Here is a 14,879-nt window from a genome sequence, read left to right on the forward strand (position 1 = left end):
ATGATTTGGGCCAATGCCAACCAGAGGAATTGCTCGAAAATTTCTGGCCAAAGTCAGGGGTGGAAGCAGCTTGTTGGGTTCGTGACCCCGGCGTGTTCGGTTTCGGACCCACGACTTGCCGCCGACCCAGCGGCGTCAATTTGCGAGTTTCGGAAAACTGCCCGGACCTGCGCCCTGCGCATTCAGAATGTCCTATTGTCGGACGTCGCGCGAACCATTGCAGCCGGAGAGGCTGGCATCGCACGAAGCGATGCAGAGCCACGCGTTTCCATGCAGGCGGCGAAATCGGCGTAGTTCACGCAATTGAATCGTTCTGCGCCTCCAAAGGAATCCCTCATGGCCCAGATGACCATAGACCAGCTCTACCGCAGAATACGTCTCCGATTTTTCGAGCCGATCACCAGGATCTGATGCTGTTGCTCGAGCGAACAGTTCGCTGTCCGCCTCGCTAAATCGAAAGTGCTTTCCTCACCTCCGGGCCGATCCCTGTAGGATGGGTTCGCCGGGGTCGCGCGAGCTGCCCGAGCTTGAGCAGTGCAGAGCACGCGATTGCGGTCGCCGCGGTGTCCGTCTCTGACTTTGGGATGGCGGGATCATCGAAGTCCCAGAATGCAACCATGCTGGCTGGCACGTGCGCAAGCCACCAGTCCGCTCCCGCAATCAACTGCTCGATCCAACGTTTCTCATGGGGTGATGCGCAAGTGCGATCGCCGTATATACGAGAGCCCACGCCTGCGCTCTGCCCCATACGCTACTGTCGCTAAACCCTTTAATGCGTGAAATGGCGGACCTTGCCGGTCGCCAGACTGAGTTCACTTGACTGAACGATGGAACCATCGGGGCGCATATGGATGCCGAGCACGCGCGTGGTATGATGTGCGGCTATACCAGCGTATGAGGAATCGCCTGTCTTCGCCGCGGCCCAATAGAGAAGCGGCACAGCCTGCAATGAATCGATGCTGCTAAATGAATTGCCGATTCCTCGGCATCGCAGCGTGTCCATGTCGCTACGTCACATCCCGCGGACGTGCGAGCGCTTGGTCCGGGTCGCCGAACTGCTCGAGGGCGTGAGCTGTGATGGGCATGCGAAGGCTTCCTGACACAAGGGCGCTCCTGAAGTTTTCATCCCGGCACTTGGCGTTGCGGCCGATGGTGCGCTTCTTGGATGGCCCGCCTATCGACGCTTTATTCACGATACGCGGCGCTGGTTGGCCTAGGAGGCACGTAGGGCCTTCTAGGTAATGTTGGGTAATAAGCCCCTGTGAAGGAATTGGGCCTGGCCGGAGTTCTCGGCCAGCCGGCAATGGCCCCTTTCGCTTGCAATGTCCGCGCGGCGAGACTGACCAGCCGTTCAAGCGCTTCAACGAAACTGCAGGGGTCGCGGAGATGCTATCGCGCTCAACCCGGCTCGTCAGGGCGGCCATTCTCGCCAGCCCACTCGTCGCGTCGCGCTCCCGTTCATGGAGGAGATATACTCTCGGACAGCTCTTCCATCAGATCACCACGCCCCCGCCAAAGGGGAGATAAGGAGAGAAAACTCAATGCGGCAACGGAATGGACAGACCAAACACGATCTGAACGATTTCGGGTGAAAGCCGACCGAGGTGTCGCCGAGCGCGACCGAGAGCCCGGTCACCACGATTATGTTCACCGCGATCATCTTGGCGAGGCGCTTTCGACGAATTGCAGAAGCCGGTCGAGCGGGTGCTCCCATGGCGTGTTCGTGCCCGCGGCAAAAGCCGCGACACTGCTGCCAAGATCGCAATTGCCGGGTAGAAATGATAGCCGTGGCCGAAAGATGAATGCGCGTGCTCACGACTGATCTCCAAACTCAGATACGCTGCGCGCCTTATGACCCAGATCCGGTGACGCAGCTATTCCAGCTAAGCGGCTTCGGCGCCGCGCCCGCTAAGCACAGCAATCATGTCGCTGGTTTCGGCGATCAGTGTGCGGGCGACAGTGACGACAGCCTCCTGGCGAGCTGATCGAGCCGGCGCACGAGGCCAAGCACCGTACCGGCATGCATCGTGCCGATACCACCGGGATGTCCGGGGCCACAGGCTTTGATCACATCGGGTGCCTCGGCTCCGCGAACCTCGCGAGTTGGAATTCGATCCGGGTGCGGACGAAGCAACGAGCGGACTAAATCGGAGAGCGAGACCACACGATCCTTCGTCCGCAGCGCGACGATGTTCCGCGCCATGCCCTGAAGCTCGCGCGCACCTTCGATGAGGCGGCGCCATCGGCGGTCTTGACGACCTCTGCGAGAAGGGTGTTGCTCGCGCTGTAGGGTCTCCGGCTTGAGGCGGAGGGCGATGTGATCATGGTGACCAGCGAAGCCTCCGAAAGAATGAGCCCAGGCTGTCCCGGAGTATCGCACAACCAAAAACGGACGACATTGTTTGCCCAACCGATCGGTATGACCTTTTCTGATCTCGACGGGGCAGCTATGGTGCAATACACGAGCTCTACGCATTTGACGGCAGGAGCCCGACGCCTAAATTTCGATAGTTGCCCTAGCCTATCGACCTTCGCACGAACGAGCTCTCGCTCGGCGGGTGAAACCGCTCAACCACCCATCTGGTTAGGAACGTTCCGATCCCCCTTTTGGTCCCGCAAAGCCCTTGTCGCCCATTACCATGCATCGCATAAATCAAAGATACATTGATCTTCTTTTCAGCGCCGAACACGCGGATGCCTTCGCAGAGGCGATGGCGGTCACCGCGAGCGAGCTTGACCTGTCTTGTTTTGCATATCTTGCAGTACCGCGACGGGCCGGCAAAAAGGCCTTGGTCATATCGACGTATCCGAACAACTGGGTCGCACATTATGTGCGCAGTCACTACGAACGCCTGGATCCGATTATCAACCGTTCGTTAGAGAGCACTGACCCATTTCAATGGGGTTTAGACGTACCTTCGAGACCAATCTCCCCGGCGCAAAGAAAATTTTTCGATGAAGCCAGCGAATTCGGAATTCGGCTAGGTTTCACAGTCCCAATTCACGATGAAGACGGGGCGGTTGCCGCCCTGACCTTTGCCGCCGACCAGCGGCGTCCACAATTCGAAAAGTGCATCGATCAGAATGCCCTTGTCCTTCAACTGATGGCGAGATGCTTCCATTGGCATGTGCGCCGCAAGCTCTTGCATGAACTGACGATCGACGGAATCCGGCTATCTCCCCGAGAAGTCGAATGTCTGGATTGGGCGGCAAAGGGTAAAAGCGTTTGGGAAACTGGGCGGATCCTCGGCATATCCCACAATACCGTGGCCTACTACTTAAGGAGCGCAAGGGACAAGCTCGGAGTTCCTAAAGTCGTTCAGGCCGTCATGCGAGTGGCCGCTGCCAAACGAGAGGGGCAAGATTAAGACGCCGATCCCGCATAGTTATGGGGGATGATGTTGACGCGCAGCTCTTCCAGAATCTCGTCTCCTTGGGAGGGGACCATGATCCAGCTTATTACGGAGTCATCTTACAGCGCGTTTTCCTGCACCCTAGCATCCATGTATAAGTTGCGCTATCGCGTTTTTAAGCAACGGTTGGAATGGAGCGTTCAGACCAGCGGCGACATGGAAATGGATGATTTCGATGCGCTGCATCCGGCCTACTTGGTCCATACGTCGCTTGAAGGCCATGTGGAAGGTTCGGTTCGCCTTTTGCCGACCATGGGGCCGACGATGGTGCGCGATACGTTTCCGATGGTACTTGGGGGGCTTCCTGCTCCGGCAGACCCGTTGGTGTGGGAGAGCAGTCGGTTCGCAGTGGATGCCTCTTCCCATGCTCCGAAGGGCGAACATGGGCTCGCCAAGTCGACCTACGAGCTTTTCGCAGGGATGATCGAATTCGGGCTGTCGAGACGACTTAACAACATCATCACGGTTACCGACGTCCGGATGGAGAGAATCCTGAAACGCGCAGGCTGGCCGCTCTGCCGTATCGCCGCACCCTGCAACATCGGAAACACTCTCGCGGTGGCAGGACATCTGGAAATCTCGGCGGGAGCTCTTCAGAGGGTACGTGCTGCGGGCGGTCTGGATGGGCTGGTTCTCTGGACACCAGTCTTGTTGGACGCAGCCTAATTACCCCACCTCCCGGCGCGGTTGAACGCGCCGAGTCGGCGCATCTCCCACTTCCCGGCTTCATCGAGAGCGGATCCATCGCTCCCGCGCGCGTCAGATGTGCGTTCCCAGACATCGTGACCACGCATGGGCATGCCGGGATGGGGGAGAAGTACAAGTCTACATGATCGGTAGCCAGCCAAGCAGAGACACGATGATCTTCATCCAGCCTCCCGCCCACCCGCTCCCCCAAACAAAAAAAGAACGGAAAGCCATTCGTCCTTGCCACGGCTAACCGGCCGGTGACGGCTTTATCCCTGAGCAACTTATTTGTTCGATTTCTGATTTCTGGGGCTGCAATGGTGCGACACAAGAGCTTCGTCGATCTGAGAGCTGGAATTCGGCGGCTTAAGTTAGACCTCGGTCAACTTCAGCTAGCAATTGCTGCGGCGGAATTTGGAAGCTTTCGCCGAGCTGCCGATGCTCTTACCATCACACAATCGACGCTCAGTCGCTCTATTCAGCTACTGGAACATTCAATCGGAATAATCATCTTCGAGCGATCGCGTGCCGGCGTCACAGCCACGCCAGCTGGACTTGATTTCCTTCGAACGGCGCGCTCAATTCTTGAACAGATGGACAGGCTCGTCGCGAGGGTGAAGCTTGCCGACAGAGACGAATGCGGGCGCTTAGCTATCGGATTCTCCACCTCACTTACCGCCGGTCATCTACGTGCGACACTGCTCGAATACAGTGCGCGATTTCCGCTGGTGAAGCTTGAAATCGTCGAACGATCGAGAAGCCAATTAGCAATCGCGCTCCGCAACGGCATGGTTGACCTCTATGTTGCAGCAGGAGACTCATTCCATATCAACAGCGCAATCAGTCGTCTCTGGAGCGAGCGGGTCTTTGTTGCTCTTCCTCACGATCATCCCCTGGCTCTGCAGGATGGCGTCTTATGGACCGATCTGAGCAGCCAAGTCGTTTTGATCAGCCAATATGATTCGAGGCGCGAGCTCCAAGCGTTCCTGTATACAGGTCTCATCACCTCGACGGCGGGCCCGCGGATCGAGCATCGCGATGTCAGCCGCGCAGAAATGCGGAATCTCGTTAGCATGGGGCTAGGCATCACCCTCGTGCTGGAATCCGACGTGGGCTCCAATTCTTCTGGCTTGGTCTACCGGGAATTGCGCGACAGCAAGGGACCAAGCCGCGTCGGCTTTTTCGCGGTCTGGCGCCATGACAACGAAAGTCCAGCTCTGGCCAATTTCCTCAAGTTGCTGACAGAACGCTACCCTTCGTCATCTCTGGCGTGAAGCCGCTTTCGAGCCTTCGCAAACGCCCGGTCCGTTGCCATAAAGCGTGCCACCATCGACGCGATCAGTTTGTTCGGATCGCTGATCTTCTGGCCGGTTTCACGGGAGAGAATTTCCGCGTAGGACATCAGATCGCGATGCACGGCGGCCGGCAAGTCGATGGCGATGCGGACGGGCTTGTCATCTGCAATCGCTCCAATCTTCAGTTTGGTCATTTCATCCTCTGTATGGCTCGAGCACGAGATCGCGGTTGACAATGACCCTCACCGGGAATCCCGGCCGAATGGTCAAGGTCGGCTGAATGTTGAGGTTGCGCCGAACAATCTGTTGTCCGGCCTGATTGACGGAGTCCCCTGCTCCACGGCGCAGCGCCGCAATGATGTCACTGTTGGAGCTATTGGCGTCTGCCCCGGAGTTGACCTCGGTCCCGACCGCGAGCAACGTCGATAATGCCGCGGCCCCCAAGAGTTCCTTCCAATGATTGTCCACCTCGTCCTCGAGGCCGGCGTAGCCAGCTGCATCCGCGCCTGGCTGGCGTTCGAGCACGATGGAACGTCCATTGGGCATGATCAGACGCGTCCAGACGAGCAGCACGCGCGACTGCCCGAACGCGACCTGGCTATCGTAGATCCCGATCAGTCGCGCGCCTTGGGGGATCAGCCGAGCCCTGCCGGTCGGAGTATCAAAGACGCTTTCGGTCACTTGCGCTGTGATCTGGCCGGGTAGATCAGACCGGATACCGGTGATGAGAGCAGCCGGAATGACCGTTCCTGCTTGGACCACGAAGGGCGATGCTGGCTTGACCAGGCGATCGGGGCTTGTGGTACGCCGATCTATGGCCGCATTGACGAAGGCAAGCTTGCGATCCTGCCCATTCTGCGCAAATGGTTCATCGGAAGACGCCGTCGGGCTCGCAGGCGTCTCGCTAAATGGTGTTGTAGCCGCCAATGCGCGCGCGTTAGTCGTGGCAAACACCTTGCTGGTGCGCGCCGCCTCCGTTTCCTGATTGACGCGCTGCTGTTCAGCGTCGACTGCGAGCGAGCCGGATTGCGTTTGGGCTTGGGCTGCGAGGATCGGTCGCCCCAAATCGCCGGGCAAGGGCGGTCCGAGCTTTGGCACATCGTGAGGTATTCCGGCATAGTCCTTGGGCAAGGTCGAAAGTTGATCCGCAATTGTGTGGTGGTCCGTCGAATAGAGCTCCTCAGGCGTGGGCTTAAGCTTTTCAGGTCTCTGCAGCGCCCATAGGGTCGCAACGGAGACCACGGCCAGAGCTAGACCAGTGCCAGCAAATAGCGCCTTTCGGGAGAGGCGCAACACGCGCGGCGGTTCGGGTCGCAGCCGCAGGGACCCGGCAATGTCCGCGGGTGCATCTGCGCGTGCCGCCTCGTGCCCCCCGGCATCTCCGCTTGTGTTGCTCACATCGACCTCCCATCGCTTCTTGCGATACGCACTTTCTGCTGGCCTTCGCCGCCGAGCCGCAATTCGGCGGCCGCAAACAGCCGATCGACGATGAGGATATTGCCGTAGACGCGGTAATTGACGATCTCGGTCTTGCCGTCCGGTCCAATGACAAACAACGGCGGCATCTCGCCCTGAGTAATGCCTGCCGAGAATTCGACGTAGACCTTGCGTCCGTCGTCATACGCATTGACCGGCCGCCACGGCGGGCTGTCTCCTGAAATCGTATAACGATGGCGGCGCTCGGCCGGATCCGGAATGTACGGCGTCGCAGCCATCGCTTGACCCGGAGCGGTTCGGGCTTTCGGATAGAACCAGGCAACCGAGGGCATGTAGGGCTTTTCTCGGGAGCGAAGCTCAATCAGATAGGTCCTGCGGTCGGTGTTGACGACGAGATTGGTCGCAATCGCAGGGCGCGTTGGCTTGACCATGATGTGAACGCGACGCTCATCACTGCTGCCGCTCTCGGTATCGCCCACCACCCAGCGCACGGTGTCGCCGGCAGCGACAGGACCTGAGCCGATCAGCTGCTCCCCCGGCTCAAGAGCGATATCAGTGATCTGTCCCGGCGCTGCGTAGATCTGGTAAAGCGCCCCGGGGCTATAGGAAAACACCTGCACCGCGTTGAAATACCCGTCCTTACGAGGTTCGACGCGCGCAGCGTCATTTGCGCTCTCAATCCGCTCGATCGGCTCCTTTGCCTCAAGCTTCTTGCCGCCGCGTCCCGGCGTCCAGACGGGTGGAACGTGGAGCGGTTTTGGACGGTCATCGGCCAATGCCGGCAGATCGGGAGGGGGCGCGATGTCGTCATCATAGCTGATCTTAGGCGGCTTTAAGATGGTGCAGCCACCAAGCATACATAGGCTCATCAGGAGTGCGGACACGGCGCTTTGTCGGAGTTTCCGGGAGCTCGGCGCGAGTATCTGAGGCATCACGATCCGAACTCCTTCGACCAGTTGATCGCGTTGACATAAATGCCGAGCGGGTTCTTGCGCAGCCGCTCGATATCGCGGGGCGGTTCAACGACGATCGAGAGGATCGCACTCCACCGCTCGGTCGCCGCTAACTGTCCGTTCTCGTAATGCCGCTCGATCCAGGTTAAGCGGAAGCTGTCCATCGAGGCTCGTATAACGCTCGAGACCTCGACGGCAACTTGGGTTTTCCCGACCTTGGCGAAGGGATCGTTGTTGCGGGCGTAGTCATTCAGCGCGCCGGCGCCACGGTCGGTCGTGAAGTCGTATGCACGCAGCCAATCCTGGCGCAGCACGATGGCGTCCAACGGAAGCCCGCGCACATGCTCGACAAAACGCGCAAGATGGAAGGCAATCTGCGGATCGCTCGCCTCGTAGGCAGCATTTGCGGGAGCTATGGTTCTTGCCTCGCCCAGATGATCAACTTCGACGATCCAGGGCGTAACCGTTCCTTGCGCCGACTGCCAAATGAGGGCACCCGCAAATCCCGCGCTCAAGAACAGACAGCCAAACGCCATTAAGCGCCAATTCTTGGCCTGCAGGCGTGCCGAGCCAATGCGATTGTCCCAGACCTGGGCTGCCCTCTGATAGGGAGTGATCGGCTCGGGCGTGCGGCCATAGTGGACAGACGATCGTTTGAACATGCGGGTAATCTCCTAAAAACTAACCTGCCGCCTTGAGTGCCGCCGGCCCGGAGGGAATGAAAGACGCCTCCAGTGGCACCGTTATTCTTGCTCCTTGAGATCGACCGATGCGCCACCACTTGCGTGATCGCCGGTACGAACCGCATTTGTTGCGGCTGTCGCGCCCTGGTGGATCGCTTGTGCGCGCTTTGCGCGGCGCGCCCAGGCAGGCACCTCCTGAGATGCCGCACCTGATGCATCTGACGTACTCACATCACGAGCCGCTGCGCCCCCGCCAAAACGAGCCGCAAGGATGCGCAAAGGACTTGCCGCGGCAGAGGCGCCCGCATCGGTGACACCGGAGAGGCCACCCGCCCGGAAAGCGCTAGAGGTTCCGCTCGCGATTGCCGAGGTGGCCCGTGCGCCAGTGCCGATTGCGCCGCTGGCCAGTCCAATTCCACCTGCAGCAAGACCGGCTCCAGCTGCAAGCAATCCTCCTGCCGCAAGACCCGTGCCTACTGCTGCTCCAGCACCAAGCTGCGGTCCGCCGGAAACGATGCCGTTGGCGATACCGGGTCCGAAGATTCCGAGCCCCAGCAGCGACAATGCGGCAAGAACCAGAGCCATCGCGTCCTCCACCGTTGGCTGGTTGCCTCCGAAGCCGGCCGTGAACTGTGCAAATAGGGTCGATCCGATGCCGACGATGACCGCGAGCACCAGGACTTTAACCCCGGAGGAGATGACATTGCCGAGCACCCGCTCAGCGGCAAACGCGGTTTTTCCAAACAACCCAAATGGGATCAGCACAAAGCCAGCGAGCGTTGTCAGCTTGAACTCGATCAGGGTGACGAACAGCTGGATTGCCAGGATGAAGAAGGCGAGCAGCACCACGATCCAGGCGAACAGCAGGACCGTGATCTGAACGAAGTTTTCGAAGAAACTGACATAGCCCATGAGGCCCGAGATCGATTCAAGGATCGGTCGACCGGCATCCAGACCGACCTGAGCGATCTTTCCTGGCCTGAAAAAGTCCACTGAGGAAAGGCCGGTTCCGGACGCTTTCAATCCAAGTCCGGCGAAGCTCTCGAATACGATCCGTGCCAGGCTATTCCAGTTGCCGATGAGGTATGCGAACACACCGACGAACATGGTTTTTTTGACAAGTCGGGCGATGATCTCTTCACCCGCGCCCCATGACCAGAACAGGCCGGCGAGCGCGATGTCGATCGCAGCTAACGTGGTCGCGAGGTATCCGACTTCGCCTCCGATCAGCCCGAAGCCGGAGTCGATATATCGGGTAAAGGTCTCCAGGAATTGGTCGATGACGCCAGTACCGCTCATCGTTCACTCGTCATTTTCGGGAATGGAGGGATAGGGGGACGGCAGACGGCTCTCATCTTTGCCGCGCAAAGGCGAAGATGCGTCGGGATTAGTTTCGCTAATACCAGCCCCTGGGGATCCGCGGCGAGAGCCCAAGAAGTCTCGGCGCTTCTCGTCCCAGAGCTTCCGGCACGCGACCAGAGCATCTTTCTGCTCGTATTGGACGGACCGACATTGCTCAAGCTTTGCGGCAGTCGGGTCAGCCGACCCTTGCGCGATAGACGCTTCGGACAAAGCATCATCTTGGTCGCCGCGCAGCCTGATCGCGCAAGCCACAACAACCAGGACAGCAAGCGTCACCGCCAATATCATCGGAATTCGGTCGAGTGTGTTCTTCGACATCAGTGAAACATCTGCACAGTTGTGGACTGGTAGCCTTGTCCCTGCGTCAGGAACCGCCTGAGCTGCTCTCTGCCCTGATCCTGGGCAGCCGCTCGTTGTGCCTGCTCCAAGGTCTGAGCACGCCCTTGCGCGGCGATTGCCGCGGTGAGATCCGCGAGCTGCTGGTTTTGAAGCGCAAGCAACTGATTGCCAGCTTGGCTTGCCTGCAGCGCACCGCTGGCGCCCTGGCTCGCACTTACGAGGGCCGACATCTGGGCACGGTTGGCGTCGAGATTGCCGACCACGGTCGCCTGCACGCGCATGGCGTCCTGTAGGCCGGCCACAGCGTTCTGCCAGCGTGTTTGCGCATTTGCGATCAGCGCCTGGGCTGGCTGGCTCGAAGAAGCCGGTGCGTAGGTGGATGAGAACGCGTGGTCAATCTGCTGCACATCATAGGCGATGCGTTGCGCTTGGCTGAGCAACTGCTGGGTACGCTGGATCGACTGCTCTAGCTGTTGCAACGAAGAATATGGCAGACTTGCCAGATTTTTGGCCTGGTTGATCAACATCAGCGCCTGGTTTTGCAGCGATGTGATCTGGTTGTTGATCTGTTGCAATTCGCGGGCTGCCGTCAGCACATTTTGCGCGTAGTTGTTCGGATCGAATACGATCCACTGTGCCCTGGCCTCTCCTGACACTTGGAGAATGGCAGCAGCAAACAAGCCCGCCGTTAAGAGCTGAGTTAGACGTCGCATCAGAGGCTCCCTGCCGTTGCAAGTTGCGGAATAAGGTCGCAGACCCAGGCGAGCTCGCGCGCCTTGAGCCAACCCGTCACGAAATTCTCCCGGCCGTGCTCGGCTAGGACTTGGCCAATCAAGGCTTGATCGGCCTTCGAGGAGCTGGCTGTGAAAGCGAGCGCAACCTCGCCGAGGCCCAGTTCGAACAGGCGATTGCCCCGCCGGGACTGGCAGTAGTAGTCGCGCTTCGGTGTTGCGCGAGCAAGAATCTCGATCTGCCGGTCATTGAGCCCAAAGCGACGATAAATTGCCGTTATCTGCGGCTCGATGGCGCGGTCGTTTGGCAGCAGGATTCGGGTCGGACAGCTTTCGATGATCGCGGGCGCAATGGGTGAGCCGTCAATGTCCGCAAGCGACTGGGTCGCAAAGACAACGGAGGCGTTCTTCTTGCGAAGTGTCTTCAGCCATTCGCGGAGTTGCCCGGCAAAATGGGCGTCATCGAGGGCGAGCCAACCCTCATCAATGATGAGCAGGGTCGGTCGGCCGTCAAAGCGGTCCTCAATGCGATGAAACAGATAGGAAAGGACGGCAGGGGCAGCAGCGGTCCCGATCAGCCCATCGGTCTCAAACACCTGGACGGAGGAGCCGCCGAGGTGTTCGCTTTCAGCATCGAGCAAGCGATCATATGGACCGCCAAGGCAATAGGGCTGTAGCGCCCGCTTCACCATATTGGACTGAACGAGCACCGATAGTCCCGTGAGAGTGCGCTCAGGAGCGGGCGCCGAAGCGAGGGACGTGAGCGCGGACCAAATGTGCTCTCTGACCTCGGGCGTGACCTCGACCCGCTCGCGGGACAGAATCGAGGCAATCCAGTCGGCCGCCCAACCACGTTCGGAGACCTCATGGATTTTGGCGAGCGGTTGCAGCGCAACAGATTCGGACGATTCTCCGGCGACCGCACCGCCAAGATCATGCCAGTCGCCGCCCATTGCGACGGCCGCCGCCCTGATCGAGGCGCCAAAGTCGAAGGCGAAGATCTGTGCCCCAGGATAGCGGCGGAACTGCAAGGCCATCATCGCCAGGAGAACGGACTTACCGGCGCCGGTCGGCCCTATAATAAGAGTGTGCCCGACGTCCCCGACATGCAGCGAAAACCGAAACGGGGTTGATCCCTCAGCCTTCCCAAAGAACAGCGGCGGCGCCTTGAAGTGATGGTCCCTCACCTCCCCAGCCCATACGGCCGATAGCGGGACCATATGAGCCAGATTAAGCGTCGAAATCGGCGGCTGCCGGACATTGGCGTAGACGTGTCCGGGCAGGCTGCCGAGCCAGGCCTCGACCGCATTGACGGTTTCCATCATGCAGGTGAAATCGCGGCCCTGGATTACCTTTTCGACCAGACGCAGCTTTTCGTCGGCGGCGCGCGGATTGATATCCCAGACCGTAACGGTAGCGGTGACAAAGGCTTCTCCGATCTGATCCGAGCCCAATTCCTGAAGGGCCGCATCAGCATCGATCGCCTTATTGTTCGCATCGGTATCAAGAAGAGCCGACGCCTCGTTGGTCATCACCTCTTTCAGGATCGCCGCGATCGACTTGCGCTTGGCAAACCACTGACGCCGGATTTTTGTGAGGAGCCTTGTCGCGTCGGCCTTATCGAGCATGATGGCCCGGGTCGACCAGCGATATGGGAACGTCAAGCGGTTCAGATCGTCAAGAATTCCAGGCGTCGTAGCGCTTGGAAATCCGACCACGGTCAGAACGCGGATGTGGGCTTCGCCCAGCATCGGCCCGAGCCCGCCGGTTAGCGGCTGATCGGCGAGCAAGGCATCGAGATACATGGGAATCTCGGGCACTCGGACCCGGTGCCGTTTAGTCGAGATGGTGGAATGCAGGTAGGTTAGGGTGGCCTCGTCATCGAGCCAGCCGCATTCCGGCATGAACCCTTCCACAAGCTTGAGAACGCGATCGGTGCGATCGAGAAATCCACTCAGCGTCTCCCGCGAATCTTCGCCAACCGTCCGCTGGCCGCCCTCATAGAGCAGGCGTTCTGTGGCCGCGGTGCTCTCAGCTGGCGGCAGATAGAGGAAAGTCAGATAGTAGCTCGACTCGTAGTGAGCGCCCTCCTCTTCAAATTGTGCCTTTCGCTCGGCGTCGACCAGAGCGGATGCTACGTCGGGAAAATTGTTCGGGGGGTACGCGCCCGCTGCATGGCGCTGCGCCTCCACAAACACCGCCCAGCCGGATCCGAGACGGCGCAGAGCATTGTTCAACCTGCCGACAACCGCGACGAGTTCGGCCGGCACTGCACTTTCGAGATCTGGTCCCCGGAATCTCGCCGTACGTTGAAACGAGCCATCCTTGTTGAGGACGACCCCCTCATCGACGAGCGCCGCCCAGGGCAGAAAGTCGGCAAGACGGGTGTTTGAGCGCTGGTATTCAGCGAGATTCATCATGGACATTTCACGTGTTGAGGTGACCTGGAATGCGGACGTGTCGGCGCACGACTTCGACGAAATCTGGATCGCGCTTAGCGGCCCAGACGGCCGCAATATGGCCGATGAACCAGATGAGGAGACCTGCGATCCACAACCGCAAGCCCAATCCAAGTGCTGCCGCCAAGGTGCCGTTGAGGATCGCAACTGAACGCGGCGCCCCGCCCATCAGGATCGGTTCCGTCAAGGCGCGATGGACTGGTGCGACAAAACCTGGGACCTCATCCATCAGATCAGTACTCCGCCGCCAAAGGAGAAGAACGAGAGAAAGAAGCTCGAGGCGGCAAAGGCAATCGACAGGCCGAACACGATCTGCACGAGCCGTCGAAATCCGCCCGAGGTATCACCAAATGCCAGCGACAGCCCGGTCACGATGATGATGATGACCGCAACGATCTTGGCGACGGGCCCCTCGACCGATTGCAGGATTTGGTTGAGCGGCTGCTCCCAGGGCATGTTCGAGCCAGCGGCCCAGGCGGGAAGCGCGCTCGACAACGCGAGGGTTAATGCCGCGATGGCGATGAGAGGCTTGTTGCGAGGCGATCTCAGGCTCATGGTTGATCTCCTAATGGTAAAAAGCTGTAGTCGCCGGACGGTCCGAGCCCTGAAACGCGAGCAAGCTCGGCGAGGCGGCGATCGGCTCCGCGGCCAACAAGAACGGCAATCACGTTGATCGTTTCGGCAATAAGCGCCCGCGGGACAGTGACCACTGCTTCCTGGATGAGCTGCTCAAGCCGGCGCAGTGCCCCGAGCGCAGTCCCGGCATGTATGGTTCCGATCCCGCCAGGATGGCCTGTCCCCCAGGCCTTCAGGAGGTCGAGAGCTTCGGCTCCGCGTACCTCCCCGATCGGAATACGATCAGGCCGTAGTCGCAGCGAGGCGCGGACAAGATCTGATAGAGAGACCACGCCGTCCCGGGTGCGCAGCGCAACGAGGTTCGGCGCTTTACATTGAAGCTCTCTGGTATCTTCAATGAGAACCACGCGGTCTGCCGTCTTGGCGACCTCCGCAAGAAGCGCGTTTATCAGGGTGGTTTTCCCGGTGGAGGTCCCGCCCGCGACCAGGATGTTATGGCGAGAGGCGACGGCAGTTCGAAGAGCGCCGGCCTGCTCCATGGTCATGGTCCCGGCGACGACATAGTCCTCGAGAGAGAATACAGCCACGGCCGGCTTGCGGATCGCGAATGCGGGGGCGGCAACGACGGGCGGCAGCAGACCTTCAAATCGCTCCCCGGTCTCCGGTAGCTCGGCCGAGACACGTGGCGCACCCGCATGAACTTCGGCGCCGACGTGGTGAGCGACCAGCCGTATGATCCGTTCTCCATCTGGAGCGGACAGGCTTTTGCCGGTCTCAGTCAGGCCACTCGACAGCCGATCGATCCACAACCGACCGTCTGGGTTGAGCATCACCTCGACAACCGTGGGATCTTCCAGAAAGCACGTAATCGCGGGGCCAAGCGCAGTGCGCAGCATGCGTGCTCCGCGCGAGATCACCTCCGGCTGAAACAATTGGATTGTCAT

At 59.7% G+C, this 14,879-nt stretch carries 15 protein-coding genes and 2 pseudogenes; 3 read left to right on the plus strand and 14 right to left on the minus strand.

Annotated elements, in window-relative coordinates; translation table 11 throughout:
• Positions 1-769: 769 nt before the first annotated feature.
• From SE91_RS26315 to SE91_RS35620, 3 genes and pseudogenes are all read right to left on the minus strand, one after another.
• Positions 770-1,003, minus strand: coding sequence for a hypothetical protein (locus SE91_RS26315; protein ID WP_156489795.1), 234 nt, complete (start codon positions 1,001-1,003; stop codon positions 770-772).
• Positions 1,004-1,493: 490 nt separating this feature from the next.
• Positions 1,494-1,800 (minus strand): annotated as a pseudogene (locus SE91_RS36540) (TrbC/VirB2 family type IV secretion system protein).
• 92 nt (positions 1,801-1,892) lie between these two features.
• A pseudogene (locus SE91_RS35620) lies at positions 1,893-2,280 on the minus strand (ATPase, T2SS/T4P/T4SS family); the annotation flags it as partial.
• Between the two features lie 344 nt (positions 2,281-2,624).
• Between SE91_RS35620 and SE91_RS35625 the strand changes: the two are divergent.
• The 3 genes from SE91_RS35625 (at position 2,625) to SE91_RS26330 (ending at position 5,374) form a co-directional block, all read left to right on the plus strand.
• A complete protein-coding gene (locus SE91_RS35625; RefSeq protein ID WP_245318538.1) occupies positions 2,625-3,368 on the plus strand; it encodes a helix-turn-helix transcriptional regulator in 744 nt (247 codons plus the stop codon).
• Between the two features lie 78 nt (positions 3,369-3,446).
• Complete coding sequence (locus SE91_RS26325; protein WP_061851333.1) at positions 3,447-4,079, plus strand: acyl-homoserine-lactone synthase; 633 nt, start codon at positions 3,447-3,449, stop codon at positions 4,077-4,079.
• Positions 4,080-4,417: 338 nt separating this feature from the next.
• Positions 4,418-5,374: a LysR family transcriptional regulator gene (locus tag SE91_RS26330; protein WP_063921318.1), complete on the plus strand. Its 957-nt coding sequence runs from the start codon at positions 4,418-4,420 to the stop codon at positions 5,372-5,374.
• Here SE91_RS26330 and SE91_RS26335 read toward each other — a convergent pair.
• The 11 genes from SE91_RS26335 to trbB all read right to left on the minus strand — a co-directional run bounded on the left by SE91_RS26335 (position 5,350) and on the right by trbB (position 14,879).
• The gene (locus SE91_RS26335; RefSeq protein ID WP_061849700.1) at positions 5,350-5,589 is read right to left on the minus strand and encodes a DUF2274 domain-containing protein; all 240 of its coding nucleotides are present in this window, start codon (positions 5,587-5,589) and stop codon (positions 5,350-5,352) included. The two genes, SE91_RS26330 and SE91_RS26335, sit on opposite strands and share 25 nt — an antisense overlap.
• Before the next feature lies 1 nt (position 5,590).
• On the minus strand, positions 5,591-6,793 hold the full coding sequence (locus tag SE91_RS26340) for a TraB/TrbI/VirB10 family type IV secretion system protein (RefSeq protein WP_061849701.1): 1,203 nt from the start codon (positions 6,791-6,793) through the stop codon (positions 5,591-5,593).
• Positions 6,790-7,764, minus strand: coding sequence for a P-type conjugative transfer protein TrbG (trbG, locus tag SE91_RS26345; RefSeq protein ID WP_061849702.1), 975 nt, complete (start codon positions 7,762-7,764; stop codon positions 6,790-6,792). The genes SE91_RS26340 and trbG overlap by 4 nt, the downstream gene beginning before the upstream one ends.
• The gene (trbF, locus tag SE91_RS26350; RefSeq protein WP_061849703.1) at positions 7,764-8,447 is read right to left on the minus strand and encodes a conjugal transfer protein TrbF; all 684 of its coding nucleotides are present in this window, start codon (positions 8,445-8,447) and stop codon (positions 7,764-7,766) included. Before trbF ends, trbG begins: the two co-directional genes overlap by 1 nt.
• Before the next feature lie 81 nt (positions 8,448-8,528).
• Positions 8,529-9,767 carry a P-type conjugative transfer protein TrbL gene (gene trbL / locus SE91_RS26355; RefSeq protein ID WP_061849704.1) on the minus strand — a complete coding sequence of 413 codons (1,239 nt, stop codon included), beginning with the start codon at positions 9,765-9,767 and terminating at the stop codon, positions 8,529-8,531.
• 3 nt (positions 9,768-9,770) lie between these two features.
• Positions 9,771-10,148: a putative entry exclusion protein TrbK-alt gene (gene trbK-alt, locus SE91_RS26360; RefSeq protein ID WP_061849705.1), complete on the minus strand. Its 378-nt coding sequence runs from the start codon at positions 10,146-10,148 to the stop codon at positions 9,771-9,773.
• Positions 10,148-10,882: a P-type conjugative transfer protein TrbJ gene (gene trbJ / locus SE91_RS26365; RefSeq protein ID WP_061849706.1), complete on the minus strand. Its 735-nt coding sequence runs from the start codon at positions 10,880-10,882 to the stop codon at positions 10,148-10,150. The genes trbK-alt and trbJ overlap by 1 nt, the downstream gene beginning before the upstream one ends.
• Positions 10,882-13,320, minus strand: coding sequence for a conjugal transfer protein TrbE (gene trbE, locus SE91_RS26370; protein ID WP_061851335.1), 2,439 nt, complete (start codon positions 13,318-13,320; stop codon positions 10,882-10,884). The genes trbJ and trbE overlap by 1 nt, the downstream gene beginning before the upstream one ends.
• Before the next feature lie 7 nt (positions 13,321-13,327).
• On the minus strand, positions 13,328-13,588 hold the full coding sequence (locus tag SE91_RS26375) for a VirB3 family type IV secretion system protein (protein ID WP_061849707.1): 261 nt from the start codon (positions 13,586-13,588) through the stop codon (positions 13,328-13,330).
• Positions 13,588-13,914: a TrbC/VirB2 family type IV secretion system protein gene (locus tag SE91_RS26380; protein WP_061849708.1), complete on the minus strand. Its 327-nt coding sequence runs from the start codon at positions 13,912-13,914 to the stop codon at positions 13,588-13,590. The genes SE91_RS26375 and SE91_RS26380 overlap by 1 nt, the downstream gene beginning before the upstream one ends.
• Entirely contained in the window at positions 13,911-14,879 is a 969-nt protein-coding gene (gene trbB, locus SE91_RS26385; protein WP_061849709.1) for a P-type conjugative transfer ATPase TrbB, read from the minus strand. Before trbB ends, SE91_RS26380 begins: the two co-directional genes overlap by 4 nt.

Source organism: Bradyrhizobium sp. DOA1, assembly GCF_001593325.1.
In the GTDB taxonomy this organism is placed as follows: Bacteria; Pseudomonadota; Alphaproteobacteria; order Rhizobiales; family Xanthobacteraceae; genus Bradyrhizobium.